Below are 17,384 nucleotides of genomic sequence, written 5' to 3' on the forward strand. Positions count from 1 at the left end.
CCCATCGGGTGCTCCGCGTCCTCGCGCGGGAGCGCAGGTGGCGGCCGGTGGTGCCAGCCGGGTGGGGGAGGCGCATAATCGAGGAATGCCTGCCCGCCCGAACCGTCGTCCGCTCGCCAACAGCCCCTTCCAGCCGGAGCCCGAGCAGGCGGTGGAGAGCTACTCGGTGGACGACCGGGTCTGCCACGACGTCCACGGCCTGGGCCGGGTCGTCTCCGTCGACGCCCACGGCGTGACCGTCGACTTCGGGAGCTCCTCGGTGCGCATCCCCAGCCCGTTCGCGAAGATGGAGCGGCTCTAGCCGCAACCCTCCCTCGGCGCGGCCGTGCCGAGGCTCAGGCCGGTGCCGGGTCCGCGGGCTCGCCCATGCGGACCCGCAGAGCCCTGAGCCCCTGTCGGATCCGGGTCTTGGCGGTGCCGAGCGGCACGCCGGTCCGCACCGCCACCTCGCGGTGGCTCAAGCCGCCGAGGTAGGCCAGCTCGACGGCGCGTCGCTGGTCGGGTGCCAGGGCGGCGAGCGCCGTCCTCATGCGAGCGCCGTCGCGCAGCCCCTCCACGGCGCGGACGGCGTCCTCGGCTGTGCTGTCGTGGGCCGTGCCGTGCTCGCGCTGCTCGTGTCCCGAGTCCCGGCGCTCCTGCGCCACGGTGGCGCGCACCCGGTCGACGGCGCGGCGGTGGACGATCGTGAGCACCCAGGCCAGGCCCGATCCGCGCGCCGGGTCGAACCTCCCCAGTGACTGCCACACGTCGGCGTAGGCCTCCTGCACCACCTCCTCGGCATGGGCATGGTTGCGCACGGTCTGCAGGGCGACGTGGAGGCAGTGGTCGACCGAGGCGTGGTAGAGCCGGTGGAACAACGCCGTCGCCTCGCTCGCGTCGAGGACGGCGGGGCTGGTGGCGGCAGGCGGCACGGTGGGGACGGGCACGGGACTCCTCGAGGGGCGGCGACTTCCTCTGCAACCTCGACAGCGACGAGGTGCCGGAGCACCCTTCGGGCTCGACCTTCACGACTTCTTCACGAGCTCGGGCGTGGCACCCGCGACCACGGTGCCCTCGGCCGCCGGGGTCGTCGCTAGAGCGCCTCGACCACCACGTCGAGCTGGGTGCCCTTGGCGCTCGGTTCGCCGACCTCCACCAGCCACCCGAGGTCGCGCAGCGCCTCCGCGAGCCGCGCGGGCGTCGAGGGGTTGGCCCCGTCCTCCAGGAGGGCGCGGGTGATGCGCCCCTTGGTCGCCTTGTTGAAGTGGCTCACGACCTTGCGCACGCCGTCGACCTCGTGGAGCACCCGCACCGTGGCGACCTGCGGCGCCAGGTCGGCCGAGGGGCGCCAGAAGGCGGCGTACGCCGCGGAGCGGAGGTCGACCAACAGTCCACCGCCGAGCAGCCCGGTCATCGCGGGGTCCAGGTGCGCGCGCCAGTGGGCCGCCACCGGACCGAGCCCGGGCAGCGTCGTACCCCCCGAGAGGCGGTAGGCGGGGATCCGGTCGGCGGGGCGGACCACGCCGAAGACGCTGGAGGTGACCGCCAGCCGGGTCGAGGCGCGGCGCCGGGCCGCGGAGGAGAGGGAGGCGGCGTCGAGCGCGTCGTAGACGACCCCGCTGTAGACCGCGTCCGCGCGCGCCGTCGGCGCGGAGGCGAGGTCGGCGTTCGACGCCACCAGGTCGTGCTGGGTCGCGCCGATCTCGAGCACCGCCGCGGCCGCCGCCACGTCGCCCCGGCAGAGCTCGCCGAGCGCGTCGACCACGGCCTGGCGGGCCGGGGTCAGCTCGGGCGCGGTGAGTGCGTCGAGGTCCAGCGGCTTGCCTCGGCGGGGTGCGGTCTTGCCCTCGCTGGGCGGCAGGAGGATCAGCATGGTGCTGGCTATGGTGCCTGCATGACCTCCCACCCCGTGCTGCGGGTCCCGGCCACCCTCCTGGTCGAGGAGGTACGTCGGCTGCAGGACGAGCTCGAGGTCACCCCGGCCTTCCCCGCGGAGGTCGAGCGGGCCGCGCGCGACGCGGCCGCGCGCCCCGTGCTGCCGGAGCTGGACCGCACCGACCTGCCGTTCGTGACGATCGACCCCGACGGCGCCCGGGACCTGGACCAGGCGCTCCACGTCGAGCGGTCGGAGGACGGCTGGACCGTCCACTACGCCATCGCCGACGTGGCGGCCTTCGTGCGCCCCGGCGACCCGGTCGACCTGGAGGCTCACCGGCGCGGGGAGACGGTCTACGGTGCCGGCGGCAAGGTGCCGCTCCACCCGCCGGTGATCAGCGAGGAGGCGGCCTCGCTGCTGCCCGACCAGGTGCGCCCGGCGCTGCTGTGGACGGTCCGGCTCGGCCCGGACGGCGAGCGGGTCGCCGCCGACGTGCGTCGCGCGCTGGTGCGCAGCCGCGAGCAGCTGACCTACGAGGAGGCCCAGCGCCGGGTCGATGCCGGTGAGGACGGGCCGGACGGGACCCTGGCGCTGCTCGCCGAGATCGGCCCGCTGCGGATCGCGCGCGAGGTCGAGCGCGGTGGGGTGTCGCTGCCGATCCCCGAGCAGGACGTCGTGGTCGACGGCGGCCGCTGGCACCTGGAGCACCGAGCGCGGCTGCCCGTCGAGGAGTGGAACGCGCAGGTCTCGCTGCTGACCGGGTTCAGCGCCGCGGCGATGATGCTCGAGGGCGGCGTGGGGCTGCTGCGGACCCTGCCGCCGCCGGACCCGCGCGACGTGGCGCGGCTGCGCCGCACGGCCCGGGCGCTGGGCGTCGGGTGGCCCGCGGAGCAGTCGTGGGCCGACCTCGTGCGGGGCCTGGATCCCACCCGGGCCGACCACGCGGCGATGGTCGTGGCGTGCACCCGGCTGCTGCGCGGCAGCGGGTACACCGCCTTCGACGGCACCCGGCCCGAGCAGCCGCTGCACAGCGCCCTCGCGTCGGCGTACGCGCACGTGACGGCGCCGTTGCGGAGGCTCCCGGACCGGCACACGGGGGAGGTCTGTGTGGCGCTGTGCGCCGGCACGGAGGTGCCGGCCTGGGCACGGGAGGCACTGCCCGGGCTGCCGGCGACGATGCAGCGCTCGGGGCGGACCGCGTCGGCGTACGAGCGCGGGGTCCTGGACCTGGTCGAGGCGGGCGTGCTGCGTGACCGGGTGGGCGAGGTGATGGACGCCGTCGTCGTCGACGTCGAGGAGCGGCGGCCCGAGCGGGGGCGGGTCGTGGTGCCCGGTCCGGCCGTCGAGGCCCGGGTCGAGGGGGAGCAGCCGCTGCCGCTCGGCCAGGACCTGCGGGTCCGGCTGGTCGAGGCGGACGTGGCGCAGCGGCGGGTGCTGTTCGCCCCGGCCTGAGCCTGCGCCGGGTGCGGTCAGCCCTGGCGGACGAAGGCCGCCAGGCCGCTGGCGTCGTCCTCCCACGCCCGCCGGAACCCAGGGTGCAGCGGGAGCGCCGCCACCTCGTCGGCGGCCACCCACCGGTGCCCGTCGGACTCCGAGCGGTCGCGCAGGCCCAGATCCGCCGGGGCTCCGGTCGGCCGGGCGAGGACGGTCTCGTAGCTCCAGCCGCCGCACAGCGCGACGTGGGAGCCGTGCACGGCCAGCGCCGCGGCCTGGACGCCGAGCTCCTCGTGCGCCTCCCGCAACGCCGCCTCGGTCGCAGACTCGCCGCGCTCGCGGGCGCCGCCGGGCACCGCCCAGGTGCCGCCGCGGTGGGTCCACCGGGCGCGCAGCTGCAGCAGCACGGCCCCCTCGTGGGCTACGAGCAGGCCCGCGGCCCCGCGGGGTCCCCAGTGCAGGTGCCCCCGCTCGCACGTCGCCCACGACACCTCGTCATCCTGGCACGCGGCCCCGGGCGGCCGGCGCGGGCGGGTCGCGCAGCGCCAGAGCGGGGGGAAGCCCCGCCGTGTGCTGGGAGCGGCGGGGCTTCCGAGGGCATCGGCTCCGCCTGAGGGTGGGACCCGACACCTCCCGTGCGACCCGGCACCTCAGGAGCCGGTCGCGTCGTGCACCTCCGATGATCCACCCGGGAGCGGCATCTGTGCAGGGGGCCGCCGGATCCGGTCAGGGCAGGTCCCGGAGGCCTGGCACGAACATGTCAGGCCCGCGCGGGGTGCGGATGGGCCGACCTGTAGGCCGGGTTCTGTCCCTCTCCCTCGCGGGATCGGGGGCGACCATCCATCTACGGTCGCCGTTGCCGACGACCTCCAGCGGTCTACCCGCGTGCTCGGGCGGGCAGCCCTCGAACGCACGCGCGCCACCGAAGTGACTTCTTGACCTTGCTCCAGGTGGGGTTTGCCGAGCCGACCGGGTCACCCCGGTCGCTGGTGGTCTCTTGCACCACCGTTTCACCATCACCGCCCGCCGATCGCTCGGCGGGAGGCTGTCTGTTCTCTGTGGCACTGTCCCGCAGGTTGCCCCGGGTGGGTGTTACCCACCACCTCGCCCTGTGGAGCCCGGACCTTCCTCGGCGCACCCGGAGGTGCGACGCGGTCGCCCGGTCGGCCCATCCGCAGGAGCAGGGTAGCGGCGCGGGGCGGGCGGGGGAATCCGGGACCGGTCGTGGGCGTTGGCAGGACATGAGCGACCAGTTCCCCCAGCGGGTCCCCCCGCTCACGGTCTCCGCGCCGCGCGAGGCCGCGACGGCGTACCGCACCGCGCACGAGCTGCTCAGCGACCAGTCCCCCCGCGAGGCCCTCGACGTGCTGAGCCCGGCCCTCGACGAGGACCCGGGCAACACCGGGCTGCGGTCGCTGCGGGCCTGGGCCTACCTCCAGCGCGCCCAGCTGGGCCGCGCCGAGGAGGACCTCCGCGCGGTGGTCGAGCAGGTGCCCGACGACGTGTGGGCGCGGCACGCGCTGGGTCGCAGCCTGGAGCGTCAGCACCGCCTCGCCGAGGCGCTGCCGCACCTGAAGCTGGCCGCTGTCATGAGCGGCGAGGTCGACCACGAGGTCGCCGTGCTGCGCGTGGAGCGCCGCCTCGTCGAGCTGGGCGAGCGCGACGCCGGGAGCATCACGCCGGAGGGGTGACCGCGCCCCTGCGGGCCGGGCCTCAGGGGTGCGTGAGGACCTCGGCGCCGTCGGCGGTGACCAGCAGCGTGTGCTCGAACTGCGCCGAGGGCCGCAGGTCGCGGGTGACCGCGGTCCAGCCGTCCTCCCACATGTCCCACTCGTGGGTGCCGAGGTTGAGCATCGGCTCGATGGTGAACGTCATGCCGGTCTGGATGACGTCGTCGTAGTCGGGGTCGTCGTAGTGCGGCACGACCAGCCCGGAGTGGAAGTGGGTGCCGATGCCGTGGCCGGTGAACTCGCGCACCACGCCGTACCCGTGCCGGGCGGCGAAGGCCTCGATGACCCGGCCCACGACGTTGATCCGGCGCCCGGGCTTCACCGCCCGGATCGCGCGGTCCAGCGCCTCGCGGGTGTGGTCGACCAGCGCGCGCACGTCGGGGGCGACGTCGCCGGCGAGGAAGGTGGCGTTGGTGTCGCCGTGCACGCCGTCGAGGTACGCCGTGATGTCGATGTTGACGATGTCGCCGTCCTGCACGACCCGGCTGTCGGGGATGCCGTGGCACACGACCTCGTTGACGCTGGCGCACAGCGACTTCGGGAAGCCGCGGTAGCCGAGGGTCGAGGGATAGGCGCCGTGGTCGCAGAGGAAGTCGTGGCCGACCCGGTCCAGCTCGTCGGTGGTGACGCCGGGCTGGACGTGGCGGCCGACCTCCTCGCGCGCCTGCGCGGCCAGCCGACAGGCGGCGCGCATCCGCTCGATGGTCTCGGCGTCCTTGACCTCGGAGCCGGTGAACCGCTCGGGGGCCGGCTTGTCGACGTACTCCGGGCGGGGGATGTGCGCGGGCACGGGCCGGCGGGGGGAGAGGCGGCCGGGGAGGACGGTCGGGGCGGGAGCGGTCACGTCCGACGATCCTAGGTGCCGGGCGGGTACGGTCGGCGCATGGCTGATGGAGGCAAGCCGGACCAGTACTGGTTCAACGTGAGGCTGCACCGCGTGGAGACCGTCGAGGACATGTCCCCGGCCAAGGACCGGCTCGGTCCCTACGCCACCCGCGAGGAGGCCGAGCGGGCCCTGGAGAAGGTCCAGGAGCGCAACGAGCAGTGGGACGCCGCCGACGACGACTGGGACGCCGTCGACGAGGACTGAGCCCCGGGACCGGACATGGCCTCCTCGAACAGCTTCTTCGGGCGCGGCCGGCGCTACCGCCGCACCGACGTCTCGCCCTGGCCCTTCGTCGGGCTGGTCGGCATGGCCGCGTGCTTCTTCCTGTACGCCGCCAGCGCGCCGTTCACGCCGTGGTGGGCCCAGACCCTGCTGCTGGTGTTCTGGCTCGCGGCCACGGTGCGCGCCGTGCGGTGGTGGACCCCGCACCCGGTGCGGGTGGCGTGGGTGCCCGTGGTCTGCGTGGCGGTGTGGTTCGTGGTCATCTGGGCCGGGGCTGCGCTGCTCGGGTGGTGAGCCTCAGGCCCCGCCGCCGCCCTCGGGGTCCTGCTCCTCGCGGGGGGTGCTCACCAGCCGCACCCGGGTGATCCGGTTGCCGTCGACCTCGGTGACCACCACGACGTGCTCCTCGTCGACCGGGACCCGGTCGCCGACCTCGGCGATCCGCCCGAGCCGCTCGAGCACGAAGCCCGCGGCCGTCTCGTAGGGCCCGTCGGTCATCGGGACGCCCGTGCGCTCCTCGAACTCCTCGATCGTCAGCCCGGCATCGATGCCGGTGGTGGCGACGTCGGCGCGCGGGGGGTCGTACTCGTCGTCGATCTCGCCGATGAGCTCCTCCACGAGGTCCTCGAGCGTCACGATGCCGTCGGTGCCGCCGTACTCGTCGACCACGACGGCGATGTGGTTGCGGTCGCGCCGCATGGCGGTGAGGGTCGGCAGCACGCGGTTGGTGGCGGGCAGGAAGGAGATCTCCCGGGCCAGGTCGGAGACCAGCGCGTCGGGATCGGCGTCGAGCAGGTCGCGCACGTGCAGGAAGCCGCGCACGTCGTCGGCGTTGTCGCCGACCACGGGGTAGCGGGAGTAGGGGCTGACCCGCACGACCTCGAGCACCTCGGTGACGCTCGAGGCGCCCGGCAGCGTCGTGACGTCGGCGCGGGGGCGCATCACCTCGCGCAGGCTGCGGTCGGCGGCGTCGAAGACGTCGACGAGGATCGCCCGCTCGGAGTCCCCGAGGCCCTGGTGCTGGTCGACGAGGTAGCGCAGCTCCTCCTCGCTCATGTCCTCCGAGACCGCGTGCGGGTCGCCGCCGAAGAGCCGCACGACCGCGTTGGTGGAGACGGAGAGGAACCACACGACCGGGCGCATCAGGGTCGCGAAGCGGTCCAGCGGCGGGCCCACCAGCACGGCCACGCCGGCCGAGCGCTGCAGGGCGATCCGCTTGGGCACCAGCTCGCCGAGCACCAGGGACAGGTAGGCGATGAGCAGCGTGAGCAGCACCAGGGCGACCGTGTCGGCAGCGTCCTCGGGCAGGCCGAGCCCCTCCAGGGCCGGTGCCACGTCGGGGGCGAGCGTCGAGGCGCCGTACGCCGCGGAGAAGAAGCCCGCAACGGTGACGCCGATCTGGACCGCGGCCAGGAAGCGGTTGGGGTCGCGGGCCACGGCGGCCACGCGGGCGCCACGGCCGCCCCGGCGCTCGAGCTGGTCGAGCTGGCCCTCGCGCAGCGAGACCAGGGCGATCTCGGTGCCGGCGAAGACCCCGCCGACGAGCACGAAGAGCAGGACGAGTCCGAGGTTGGTCAGGGTCTGGGTGTCCACGCGGGCGCTCAGGCCTCTTCCGGGGTCGGGGGTGCGAGCTCCCAGGATGCCGGAGACCGGCAAGGCCAGTCACACCGGTGGGCTCGGGTCAGGGCGTGGGACCAAAGTCCCGAACGTGGCCCTTTCGCTCAGGCCACGCCGTCGGACGACGACGATACGGACATGAGGCCCACGCCGGCGCCCCCGCGTCGGGAGGGGGAGCACCACTTCCGCACTCTCTTCGACCGCTCGCCGGTCGGCATGGCGACCGTGGGGCTGGATGGACGCTGGCTGGAGGTCAACGACGCGCTCGTCGCCTTCCTGGGCTTCACCCGGGCCGCGCTGACCGCGCGGGACTTCCAGTCGATCACCTACCCCGACGACCTCGCCTCCGACCTGGCGCTCGTCGAGCAGGTGCTGGCGGGCCGGATGGAGCACTACCAGCTGACCAAGCGCTACGTCCGCGGTGACGGTCGCGTGGTGTGGGCGCTCATCAGCGTCCAGCTGGTCCGCGACGCGCACACGGGGCAGGCCGACTACTTCCTGGTGCAGATCGTCGACGTCGACGCCCAGCACCGCCTGGAGCTGGCACTGGAGCGCGAGCGGGCCGCACTGCGCCACCTGGTCGACCTGCACGCCGACATCACGACGCTGACCGACGAGGAGTCGGCGCTCGAGGCCGTGATCCGCGCAGCGATGCTCGTGGTGCCGCACGCCGATGGGGCGGTCATCGAGCTGCCCGAGCAGCTGGTCGAGGACGGGAGGACGCTGGACGTGCTGCGGTACCGCGCGGTCACCGGTCGGCTCTCCGACCAGTTCGACCAGGTCGTCGACCGCCACCGCTCCCTGTCGGGACGCGCCTTCACCAGCCGCGTGCTGCTGCACTCGACCGACACCGAGGACGATCCCCGGGTCGACGCCGCGGCCTGTCGGCGCACCGGCATCCGTTCGATGCTGGTCGCCCCACTGCTGGTCGGCACCGAGACCCTCGGCGTCGTCAAGGTCGCCTCCGGGTCAGCCCGCGCCTTCGACGACGCCGACGTCGCCGCCCTGACCCTCCTGGCGCACAGCCTCTCCGCGGCCCTGCAGCACGTGCGCGACAGGGCTGCGGTCGCCGAGGCCCTGACCGCCTCCGAGACGGCCAACGAGGAGCTGGCCCGGGTGGCAGCGTTCCGCACCGAGCTGGTCGGCATGATCGGCCACGAGATCGGGACGCCGCTCAGCGTGCTGGTGGCCGCCACCGAGATGGCCCAGCAGGAGTGGGGCGGCGAGGACCGGCCCGAGCAGCGCGCCTACCTCGCGCTCATGGAGCGCAGCGCGGCGCGGATCGGTCGCACGGTCGGCGACGTGCTGGTGCAGGTGACGGCGGACTCCGGGCGCCTGGTCGCCACGCCGCGCGCCGTCGAGGTGCACGGCCGCGTCGCCGAGGCCGTGGTCGTCGCCGGGCTGCCGGCACCCGCGGCCTGGGCCGACCCGGTCACCGCGTGGGTCCAGCCCGAGCACCTGGACCAGATGCTGCTGAACCTGGTGAGCAACGCCCGGAAGTACGGCGCGGAGCCTCGTGTGGAGGTCGAGCCGCTGCCGGGCGGCCGGGTGCGAGTCGCGGTCGTCGACCGGGGCGCCGGGGTGCCACCCGAGTTCGAGGACTCCCTCTTCGAGCGGTTCACCCGCTCCGAGGCCGACAGCGGTCGCGCCCGCGGGACCGGTTTGGGGCTCGCGATCGTGCGGCAGCTGGCCCGCGCGAACGGGGGCGAGGCGACGTACGAGCGAACGCCGGGAGGCGGTGCCACCTTCGTGCTGGTGCTCCCCGGGTCGCCCGAGGACGGCTCGGCGGTCAGCGCGGGCTGACCCGCAGCATGACGTCGCGGCCGTCGCCGTTGTCGGTGAGGACCAGCAGGTCGTTGCCCGGAGCCCGCACGACCTGGCGGATCCGGCCGTGCTCGCGCAGCTCGTCGGGGATCCGGACGTTCTTGAGCCGGCCGCTGGCGTCGAACTTCAGGAACTGCACGCGCTGGTCCTTCAGCACCGCCATCGCGAGCGTGCCGCGCAGGCCGCCCCACTTCTTGCCGGCCACGAAGGTGGCGCCACCGGGGGCGATGGTCGGGTCGCCCGAGCGCCACGCGGCCTCGCGCTGGCGACCGGGCAGGGACTGGTCGGTCATCGGCACCGACTCGTCGTAGCCGGGCACCGGGTGCCAGCCGTGGTCACCACCCTTGACCAGCCGGTTGACCTCGTCGTCGCGGAAGCTGCCGTGCTCGACCGACCACAGCGACCCGTCGGCGCGCTGGGCCAGGCCCTGGACGTTGCGGTGACCGTAGGTGAAGACGTAGCGCTGCCGCTTGTTGCCCGCGTCGATGAACGGGTTGCCCGGCCAGGGCTTGCCGGTGGTGCGGTCCAGGCGCAGCACCTTGCCGCCGAGCGAGGTGAGGTCGCGGGGGTTGGCGCCGACCGCGGCGTCGCCGGTCCCGACGAGCAGGGACCCGTCGCGGGCCACGAGCAGCCGGCAGCCGCCGTGGCGCCCGGACGTCGCCGGCAGCCCCTTGAGGAGCACCCCGCGAGGCTCGACCGAGCGGAGGTCGTCGGACAGCTGCCAGGCCATGACCCGGACGTCGTGGCCGCCGCCCTGGGTCGTGGCGCCCTGGCAGGTCCAGAATCGGCCGTTGCTGCGGACCTCGGGGTCGACCTCGAGCCCGAGCAGCCCGGTCTCGCCCGAGACCCAGACGTCCTCGCTCGGGAAGTCCAGGGTGCGCACTTCGCCGTCCTCCCACAGCGAGACCGTCGCCCGGTCGCGCTGGGTCAGCAGCAGCCGGCCGCCGCCGATCGGCTTGACGTCCCACGGGTGGTCCAGGCCGTCGGCGAGCACCTCGACGCGCAGGCCCGGGACGGCCCGGCCGGCCTCGGCCGGGCGGGTGCCCTGGGTGCCGGCGTCGGCTGCTTCGGACGGGTCGGGGGCCGCCGAGCACGCCGTGGAGGCGAGCAGCAGGCCCGCAGCGAGCAGGGCTCCCAGGGGACGACGCAGGGGACGGCCCAGGGGACGACGCAGGGGACGCAGGACGGGGTGCCGGGTCGACCGCATGCCCCGACGCTACGACTGTTACCAAGCCGTGGACCAGGGCTGGCTCGGCCGTGGGTGCGGGGCTCGTAGCGTCGGTGTCCTGGACAGCGACACGGACGTCGAGCCGGACCGGGGGGACCGGCTCGAGGACCGGGGGGACACGAGTGGCCGTCCGCCGCGCAGGGGGGCGCAGGCGGACGGCCCTCCGTGCGTCTCGGGGCAGGCGTCCTCAGAAGGTGTGCTCGGGCCCGGGGAAGGTGCCGGCCCTGACGTCCTCGGCGTACGCGCGGGCACCGTCGAGCAGGACCTGGTGCACGTCGGCGTACTGCTTGACGAAGCGCGCCATCCGGCCGGTGCGGAGGCCGAAGGCGTCCTGCCAGACCAGCACCTGGCCGTCGCAGCCGTTGCCGGCACCGATGCCGATCGTGGGGATGGCCAGCTCGCGGCTGATCTCGCCGGCGACGTCGCCGGGCACCATCTCCATCACGACCGCGAAGGCACCGGCCGCCTCGACCGCCTCGGCGTCCCGACGCACCCGGTCGGCGGTCTCGCCGCGGCCCTGGACGCGGTAGCCACCGAGGGCGTGCTCGGACTGCGGGGTGAAGCCGATGTGCGCCATCACGGGGATGCCGCCCTGGGTGAGCTTCTCGATCACCGGCGCCATCTCGACGCCGCCCTCGAGCTTCACGCAGTGCGCGTGCGCCTCCTTCATGAACCGCACCGCGGTGAGGTAGGCCTGCTCCGGCGAGGCCTGGTAGGAGCCGAACGGCAGGTCGCCCACGACCATGGCGCGCTTGCTGGCGCGGGCGACCGCACGCGTCAGCGGCAGCAGCTCGTCGACGGTGATCGGCAGCGAGGTCTCGTTGCCCAGCACGTTGTTGGAGGCGGAGTCCCCGACCAGCAGCAGGTCGATGCCGGCCTCGTCGAAGGTGGCGGCGGTGAACATGTCGTACGCCGTCAGCATCGTGATCTTCTCGCCGCGCTGCTTCATCTCGCGCAGGTGGTGGGTGCGGATCCGCTTCACCGGTGCGGCCGGCGCGGCCCCGGGTGCCGTCGCCGACGTACCGCTGCCGTAGGGCGCGGTCTCCTCCGGAGTGCTGCTGCTCATCGTCGAGCTCCCTCGTGACATCTCGTGGCTCCCTGCTGGAGTCCCCGGACTGCTGACCAGGCTAGGGCCGGGTGAGCCCGTCGGCACCTGTGGTCGTGGTCACGGCGGGGGCGGACCGGGGGGTCCGCTCAGGCGCCCGGCGCGACCGTCCTCGAGGTTGCCGACCAGGTGCGCCAGCACGTCGCGCACCGTCCACCCGGGGCACGCGGGCACCGGCAGCTCCCAGGCGTCGGGGCGGCGGGTCGTCTCCTCGTCGAGCAGAGCCGTGAGCCGTTCGCGGATGGAGCGGTACGTCGTGCCCACCTGTGGTTCCACGGGTCCAGGCGAGGACTCGGCACGTAGCCGGGGCGGGCGTCGCGCGGGGATCACGAGCACGGCGTGCGGTCCGGGGGCGCTCAGACGACCGTGGGGGTCCCCCCGAAGCCGCGCATGAGCTGCGCGGCCACCTGGTCAGTGGTGGTCGGCGGCAGCACCGCGATCGACCGCCGTTGCCCGTCGAGCATGATCAGCACCAACTGGTCGCGGGTGTCCGCCGGCAGCAGCCCGATCTTCACCGCTCCGCGGCGCCCGGGGATGGCCACCGTCGTGGGCTGGTCGTCCCAGTCGGCGCGCGCGACGAAGACGCGGGAGATGTGTCCGGCGCCGACCGGCCATCCCGCGAACAGGTGCACCAGCTCGGTGCTCAGCGATCGGCTGCGGGGCCACCAGGCCCCGTCGAAGGTGTGGCGCGCGTACGACAGACGCACTGCCAGTCGGGTCTGGTCGAGGGTGGTCACGGGACCGCCGCCTCACGTGCTGTCGCGCCGGTCGGAGCTGACTGCCCCCTGGTGCGCGTGGTGCTCTCTCAACGTACTCGCCCCGGTGAACCCGGTCCGTCACCTCCGACGTTGCAGCTTCCCTGACGCCGCCTCGAGCGCGCTGCCGACACCGCGGCGGGTCCGGCCAGATCGCGGACTCCGCTCCTGAGCGAGACGCGGCAGTATGGCGCGCCTAGGCCGGAGGAAGAGCGGCGGCCAGGAGAGCGTGAGTCTCCGCAACGGTGGCGCTGAATGGGCCTTCTGCCGCGAGCTGTGCGTAGAGCTTCTTTGGCCAGAGGACGTCGACTCCGCGCACTGTGAAGGTCCCGCCGATGAGTGGCCAGTCCGCGTCGAGGAAGCAGAGGTAGCCGCGCGCCGGGGTTGCATCACCGAGGATGCCGGAGACCAGCTCGACCTGTCTGATGACTCCGTCCACAAGTTTCGTCTGGTCGCGGGAGCCGACGGTGAGCTTCTCGACCCGGGGGCGGAGGAGGCCGCCCTCCACTACCAGGGCCGGGCGCTTGCTCACGTAGCGCTTGGCGTCGATGACGAGGACGCCTGAAGGGGTCACGGCGAGGTGGTCGATGTTGGCTCGGGTGCCGGGGATGCGACGGTCGTGGAGCAATCGGATGGTGTCGCTCGCTCGAGCATCGAGTCCTTGGCCGAGGCGCTCCTCGCCGAGTGCCCCGCTGTTCCATGCGGTCGTCGATTGCGGGTCGTCACTGAGAGCGAGGATCAGTCCTCCCAGTCTGGGGTGTTTCGTGCGGATGCGTTGCTCGCGCCGGGCCTGTCGACGTTCGAACTCGCGTCGGGCTGATGCGCCGGCTGTACCGGGGACGGGAGCCGCCTTGGTGTCGGGCGCGGTCGTGGGCAGACGCTTCTCGAGATCTGAGGGCTCGCTGTCGCTCTCGGCTGGCCGATCCATTGTTGGCGTGTCGCACGACAGGCAGCGGACGGTCTTGGTGACTCGTTCGTAGACGGCGTCAGTGCGTGCCTCGAGGACCGTGCCGCAGACTCGGCAGGTCCCGGCGTACCGCAGCCGCATGCGTTTCTCGGTCACCTCGTCAGGCACGTCGGCAGGGTAGTTGCGATGGGCGGGCGACATGGGTGACTTGAGGGATCGACATGCGGCTTAAGGACGCGGCGGGTGATCGAGCGTCATCGCGTCAGTAGCGGACGCCGGCCCCACCACAACCGCGCCCGACGATCGGCAGGTCAACGGGCCCGATTCCCTGCGGAACGTCGGGCGCTGGAGTGACCTGTCCCCGGCATGACAGTGCGTTCAGCTCGCGCCGCCCGGCGGTGGAAAGCGGTCGCCGACTGGAGTGCTGGTGACGCGCCCGGTGCGCCATGGGCACTCCAGTCGCGTCATCCTGGGCGGAAGCGGTCAGGTCCAGAGACCGCGGTCACGGTTCGATCACGACAAAGATCGCATGCCCCAGAAGCGAGGCTGGGCGGCCGGGACTGTCGGTGGTCGCGGCTTGGATGGAGTCATGTCCATCACCTCCGTTGTCGCTCCGGGTCCACCCGCGAGTGAGCTGTGCGAGGAGGAGGTCCTCGGACGGGCTGGGGCGTGGGCGCGGCTGGCGCAGCGGGCGGGGGCGCAGCTGTTGGTGCTGGCCTACGAGTGGGCGGTGGCGCACCCGGCCGAGCGCCTGGACCCGCAGCAGGCGGGGCTGCCCGGGCGCGAGCGGGCCACGCTCATCGGTGGGCCCGGGACGCCGATGGTGACCGAGTTCGCCGCAGCCGAGTTCGGGGCCCGGATCGGTCGCACCACCCACGCCGGGCGCAAGGTGATGGCAGCGGCACTGGACCTGAAGCTGCGGCTGCCGCTGCTGTGGGCACGGGTCCAGGCCCTGCAGGTGCGTGACTCCTACGCCATCCACGTCGCCGAGCGCACCCGCAACCTCACCGCCGCGGAGGCCGGCTGGGTCGATGCCGAGGTCGCCGAGGCAGCCGACGGGCGCATCCCCTGGACCCACTTCGAGGAGCTCGTGGCCGGCAAGATCGCCGCCGCCGCACCAGAGGTCGCCAAGGAGAAAGAACGCCGCGCCGCCGGGGCGATCTTCGCCCGCGCGCTGAAGCGTCGCGCCGGGGAGGAGACCTCCGGGATCGCCACCTTCATGATCCGCGGGCCAGTCCCCGTCATCGACGCTCTCGACCACGCCGTGACCACGCTGGCCCACCGTCTCCACGACCACCAGCCCGAGCCCACCGGCCCCGACGACACCGCCCCGACGATGGACCAGCTCCGCGTCCAAGCCGTCGCGCTCCTCGCCGCACCGCACCTCGCCGCACCGCACATCGCCGAGAGCGGCACGGGCGCTGACGTTGGTGGTGCCACCGCGAGCGCGAGCGGCGACAGCGCCGAGGCCCGAGCGGACGGGCCGCAGGTGCCAGTCCCGGACCTCGGGACGCTCGACCTGCGGGACCTGCTGCCCGCGGTGTCGCTGGTCGTCCACGTCTACGGCGGTCCCCGTGAGGTCACCGCCGAGGGCGAGGAGCTCGACCGGATCGCCCGGGTCGAGGGCCACGGCCCCGTGAGCGAGACCTGGCTGCGCGAGGTCCTCGGCCGCTACGCCCGCTTCGACGTCCGACCGGTCCTGGACCCCGAGGGCCTGGCGCCGGTGGAGGCCTACGAGGTCCCCGCCCGCCACCGCCGCGCCGTCCAGCTCCTCGCGCCCAGCGAGACCTTCCCCTGGGGCACCACCACCAGCAGCGGACCCACGATCCAGCTCGACCACGTCGTCCCCTGGGACCCCCACGGACCACCCCACTCCGATCCACGTCCCCAGACCGGGGTGCACAACCTGGCACCCCTCTCGACGCTGCACCACCGGCTCAAGACCCACGGCCGCTGGCAGAGCGCCATGCCCTGGCCGGGCGTCCAGCTCTGGCGCGACCCCCACGGCCAGGTCTACCTCCGCGACACCAGCGGCACCCGGCAGGTCACCAACCAGGAGGCCGCAGCGTCCGACGTCGGGGGGGGGGGGGCCCCGACACACCGTGATCACCGTCGACCTCTACGAGCCGACGTTTCTGCTCGAGTACGAGGCCGCCTGAGCTACGGGCGCGCCCCCGCGGCGTCGGCGGCGGCCTCGAGGTCGGCGACGACGATCCGGCGCATCCGCAGCATCGCGGCCTGGGCGGCGGAGGCGCGGGCGGGGTCGGGGTCGGAGAGCAGCTCGAAGAGGCGCACCGGCACCACCTGCCAGGACAGGCCGAAGCGGTCCTTGAGCCAGCCGCACATCGACTCCTCGCCCCCGCCGGCCAGCAGCCCGTCCCAGTAGTGGTCGACCTCGGCCTGGTCGGCGCAGGAGATCGCGAAGGAGACCGCCTCGGTGAAGGAGAACATCGGCCCGCCGTTGATGGCGCGGAAGGTCAGGCCGTCGAGGGTGAACTCGCCGGCCATGACCGAGCCGGGCTCGCCCGGCCCGGCGTCGCCGTACCGCGTCATCGTGCCGACCGAGGAGCGCGGGAAGAGCGCGGTGTAGAACGCGGCGGCCTCCTCGAGCCGGTCGTCGAACCACAGGCACGGGGTGATGGAGGGGGTGGTGAGCGGCACGGTGGCTCCTTGGCGGGAGAGGGCGGACGAAGCAGACAGGCAGGTCACCAGCACAGACCCGACCCGCCGCCCGGACTCATCGTTTTCGGTGCCGGACACCCGCACGGGTTAGGTTCGCGCCCATGCGCGTCCTGGTCTCCGGCGGTGCCGGCTACATCGGATCCCACACCGTCCTCGCCCTCGTGGCCGCGGGTCACGACGTGGTGGTGGTCGACGACTTCTCCAACGCCAAGCCGACGGTGGTGGGCCGGCTGGAGGCGCTCACGGGACGTCACATCCCGGTGCACGCCTTCGACCTGACCGACATCGACAAGACCGAGCACCTGTTCGCGACCGACACGATCGACGCCGTCATCCACTTCGCGGGCTACAAGGCGGTGGGGGAGAGCGTGCAGAAGCCGCTGGACTACTACCAGAACAACCTGGGCTCCACCTTCTCCCTGGTCCGCGCCATGCAGAGGCACGACGTGGACAAGCTGGTCTTCTCCTCCTCCGCGACCGTCTACGGCACCGACCAGGCCGGCGCCACCGAGGACCGCCCGACCTTCGCGACCAACCCCTACGGCTGGACCAAGGTCATGCAGGAGCAGATCCTGCGCGACATCGCCGTCGCCGACCCGGACATGCGGATCGCGCTGCTGCGCTACTTCAACCCCGTCGGGGCGCACCCCTCGGGCACCATCGGCGAGGACCCCTCCGACGTCCCCAACAACCTGATGCCCTACATCGCCCAGGTCGCGGTCGGCCGGCGCGAGAAGCTCCAGGTCTTCGGCGACGACTACGACACCCCCGACGGCACGGGCGTGCGCGACTACATCCACGTCGAGGACCTCGCCGCGGGCCACGTCGCCGCGCTGGAGAAGCTCGCTGTCACCGACGAGCCGATCAGCACCTGGAACCTCGGCTCCGGTCGCGGCACCAGCGTGCTGGAGCTGCTGCGCGCCTTCGAGAAGGCCGTGGGCCGCGAGCTGCCCTACGAGGTCGTCGGCCGCCGCGCCGGCGACGTGGCCACGTCGTACGCCGACCCCTCGAAGGCCAACGCCGAGCTCGGCTGGTCCACGCAGAAGACGGTCGAGGAGATGTGCGCCGACACCTGGCGCTGGCAGTCCCAGAACCCCGACGGCTACCCCGACTGAGCGAAGCAGCTCCGACCGGCGCCT

18 protein-coding genes and 1 other RNA gene are annotated in these 17,384 nt (G+C 73.6%); 7 read left to right on the forward strand and 12 right to left on the reverse strand.

All coding sequences use genetic code 11. From position 1 onward, the window contains the following. Positions 1–85 precede the first annotated feature (85 nt). On the forward strand, positions 86–301 hold the full coding sequence (locus tag Q1V71_RS08675; protein ID WP_300642928.1) for a hypothetical protein: 216 nt from the start codon (positions 86–88) through the stop codon (positions 299–301). Between the two features lie 34 nt (positions 302–335). Here Q1V71_RS08675 and Q1V71_RS08680 read toward each other — a convergent pair whose 3' ends face one another. Continuing rightward, complete coding sequence (locus Q1V71_RS08680) at positions 336–926, reverse strand: sigma-70 family RNA polymerase sigma factor (protein ID WP_300642929.1); 591 nt, start codon at positions 924–926, stop codon at positions 336–338. A gap of 146 nt (positions 927–1,072) precedes the next feature. Further along, complete coding sequence (gene yaaA / locus Q1V71_RS08685; RefSeq protein WP_300642931.1) at positions 1,073–1,852, reverse strand: peroxide stress protein YaaA; 780 nt, start codon at positions 1,850–1,852, stop codon at positions 1,073–1,075. Positions 1,853–1,873: 21 nt separating this feature from the next. Between yaaA and Q1V71_RS08690 the strand changes: the two genes are divergently transcribed. Continuing rightward, positions 1,874–3,307: an RNB domain-containing ribonuclease gene (locus Q1V71_RS08690; protein ID WP_300642933.1), complete on the forward strand. Its 1,434-nt coding sequence runs from the start codon at positions 1,874–1,876 to the stop codon at positions 3,305–3,307. A 17-nt stretch (positions 3,308–3,324) separates the two neighbouring features. Here Q1V71_RS08690 and Q1V71_RS08695 read toward each other — a convergent pair whose 3' ends face one another. Both Q1V71_RS08695 and rnpB read right to left on the reverse strand, forming a co-directional pair. Next, positions 3,325–3,780: an NUDIX domain-containing protein gene (locus tag Q1V71_RS08695; protein WP_300642935.1), complete on the reverse strand. Its 456-nt coding sequence runs from the start codon at positions 3,778–3,780 to the stop codon at positions 3,325–3,327. Positions 3,781–4,067: 287 nt separating this feature from the next. After that, positions 4,068–4,460, reverse strand: an RNA gene (rnpB, locus tag Q1V71_RS08700) — RNase P RNA component class A. Positions 4,461–4,530: 70 nt separating this feature from the next. On the opposite strand from rnpB, the gene Q1V71_RS08705 reads away from it, so the two are divergent. After that, complete coding sequence (locus Q1V71_RS08705; protein ID WP_300642937.1) at positions 4,531–4,980, forward strand: tetratricopeptide repeat protein; 450 nt, start codon at positions 4,531–4,533, stop codon at positions 4,978–4,980. Positions 4,981–5,002: 22 nt separating this feature from the next. Here the strand turns inward: Q1V71_RS08705 and map are convergent, their stop codons facing one another. Then, positions 5,003–5,863, reverse strand: coding sequence for a type I methionyl aminopeptidase (gene map, locus Q1V71_RS08710; RefSeq protein ID WP_300642939.1), 861 nt, complete (start codon positions 5,861–5,863; stop codon positions 5,003–5,005). A gap of 39 nt (positions 5,864–5,902) precedes the next feature. On the opposite strand from map, the gene Q1V71_RS08715 reads away from it, so the two are divergent. After that, positions 5,903–6,109, forward strand: coding sequence for an SPOR domain-containing protein (locus Q1V71_RS08715; protein WP_300642941.1), 207 nt, complete (start codon positions 5,903–5,905; stop codon positions 6,107–6,109). Positions 6,110–6,124: 15 nt separating this feature from the next. Continuing rightward, entirely contained in the window at positions 6,125–6,421 is a 297-nt protein-coding gene (locus Q1V71_RS08720; RefSeq protein ID WP_300642943.1) for a hypothetical protein, read from the forward strand. A gap of 3 nt (positions 6,422–6,424) precedes the next feature. On the opposite strand, the gene Q1V71_RS08725 is transcribed toward Q1V71_RS08720, so the two are convergent. After that, complete coding sequence (locus Q1V71_RS08725; RefSeq protein ID WP_300642945.1) at positions 6,425–7,720, reverse strand: hemolysin family protein; 1,296 nt, start codon at positions 7,718–7,720, stop codon at positions 6,425–6,427. Positions 7,721–7,882: 162 nt separating this feature from the next. On the opposite strand from Q1V71_RS08725, the gene Q1V71_RS08730 reads away from it, so the two are divergent. Next, the gene (locus Q1V71_RS08730; RefSeq protein ID WP_300642946.1) at positions 7,883–9,547 is read left to right on the forward strand and encodes an ATP-binding protein; all 1,665 of its coding nucleotides are present in this window, start codon (positions 7,883–7,885) and stop codon (positions 9,545–9,547) included. Here Q1V71_RS08730 and Q1V71_RS08735 read toward each other — a convergent pair. The 6 genes from Q1V71_RS08735 to Q1V71_RS08760 all read right to left on the reverse strand — a co-directional run bounded on the left by Q1V71_RS08735 (position 9,534) and on the right by Q1V71_RS08760 (position 16,323). After that, positions 9,534–10,775 (reverse strand): PQQ-dependent sugar dehydrogenase, encoded by a 1,242-nt coding sequence (locus tag Q1V71_RS08735; RefSeq protein ID WP_300642948.1) that lies wholly within the window; start codon positions 10,773–10,775, stop codon positions 9,534–9,536. The two genes, Q1V71_RS08730 and Q1V71_RS08735, sit on opposite strands and share 14 nt — an antisense overlap. A 208-nt stretch (positions 10,776–10,983) precedes the next feature. Further along, positions 10,984–11,862 (reverse strand): 3-methyl-2-oxobutanoate hydroxymethyltransferase, encoded by an 879-nt coding sequence (panB, locus tag Q1V71_RS08740; protein ID WP_300642950.1) that lies wholly within the window; start codon positions 11,860–11,862, stop codon positions 10,984–10,986. Between the two features lie 99 nt (positions 11,863–11,961). Beyond that, entirely contained in the window at positions 11,962–12,177 is a 216-nt protein-coding gene (locus Q1V71_RS08745) for a maleylpyruvate isomerase N-terminal domain-containing protein (RefSeq protein ID WP_300642952.1), read from the reverse strand. An 80-nt stretch (positions 12,178–12,257) separates the two neighbouring features. Then, a complete protein-coding gene (locus Q1V71_RS08750) occupies positions 12,258–12,638 on the reverse strand; it encodes a DUF5994 family protein (protein ID WP_300642954.1) in 381 nt (126 codons plus the stop codon). A 214-nt stretch (positions 12,639–12,852) separates the two neighbouring features. Continuing rightward, the gene (locus Q1V71_RS08755; RefSeq protein WP_300642956.1) at positions 12,853–13,731 is read right to left on the reverse strand and encodes a nuclease-related domain-containing protein; all 879 of its coding nucleotides are present in this window, start codon (positions 13,729–13,731) and stop codon (positions 12,853–12,855) included. A 1,992-nt stretch (positions 13,732–15,723) separates the two neighbouring features. Further along, positions 15,724–16,323: a VOC family protein gene (locus tag Q1V71_RS08760; protein ID WP_300642958.1), complete on the reverse strand. Its 600-nt coding sequence runs from the start codon at positions 16,321–16,323 to the stop codon at positions 15,724–15,726. A 23-nt stretch (positions 16,324–16,346) separates the two neighbouring features. Between Q1V71_RS08760 and galE the strand changes: the two genes are divergently transcribed. Beyond that, a complete protein-coding gene (gene galE, locus Q1V71_RS08765) occupies positions 16,347–17,360 on the forward strand; it encodes a UDP-glucose 4-epimerase GalE (RefSeq protein ID WP_300642960.1) in 1,014 nt (337 codons plus the stop codon). The last annotated feature ends 24 nt before the right edge of the window (positions 17,361–17,384 follow it).

The organism is Nocardioides sp. (genome assembly GCF_030149505.1).
Taxonomy (GTDB): Bacteria; Actinomycetota; Actinomycetes; order Propionibacteriales; family Nocardioidaceae; genus Nocardioides.

Excerpts from the sequence above, each read along its gene's own strand:
- Q1V71_RS08675 (WP_300642928.1), top strand. The coding sequence starts at position 86 with ATGCCTGCCCGCCCGAACCGTCGTCCGCTCGCCAACAGCCCCTTCCAG.
- yaaA (WP_300642931.1), bottom strand. The coding sequence starts at position 1,852 with ATGCTGATCCTCCTGCCGCCCAGCGAGGGCAAGACCGCACCCCGCCGA.
- Q1V71_RS08690 (WP_300642933.1), top strand. The coding sequence starts at position 1,874 with ATGACCTCCCACCCCGTGCTGCGGGTCCCGGCCACCCTCCTGGTCGAG.
- Q1V71_RS08705 (WP_300642937.1), top strand. The coding sequence starts at position 4,531 with ATGAGCGACCAGTTCCCCCAGCGGGTCCCCCCGCTCACGGTCTCCGCG.
- Q1V71_RS08715 (WP_300642941.1), top strand. The coding sequence starts at position 5,903 with ATGGCTGATGGAGGCAAGCCGGACCAGTACTGGTTCAACGTGAGGCTG.
- Q1V71_RS08720 (WP_300642943.1), top strand. The coding sequence starts at position 6,125 with ATGGCCTCCTCGAACAGCTTCTTCGGGCGCGGCCGGCGCTACCGCCGC.
- Q1V71_RS08730 (WP_300642946.1), top strand. The coding sequence starts at position 7,883 with ATGAGGCCCACGCCGGCGCCCCCGCGTCGGGAGGGGGAGCACCACTTC.
- Q1V71_RS08735 (WP_300642948.1), bottom strand. The coding sequence starts at position 10,775 with ATGCGGTCGACCCGGCACCCCGTCCTGCGTCCCCTGCGTCGTCCCCTG.
- panB (WP_300642950.1), bottom strand. The coding sequence starts at position 11,862 with ATGAGCAGCAGCACTCCGGAGGAGACCGCGCCCTACGGCAGCGGTACG.
- galE (WP_300642960.1), top strand. The coding sequence starts at position 16,347 with ATGCGCGTCCTGGTCTCCGGCGGTGCCGGCTACATCGGATCCCACACC.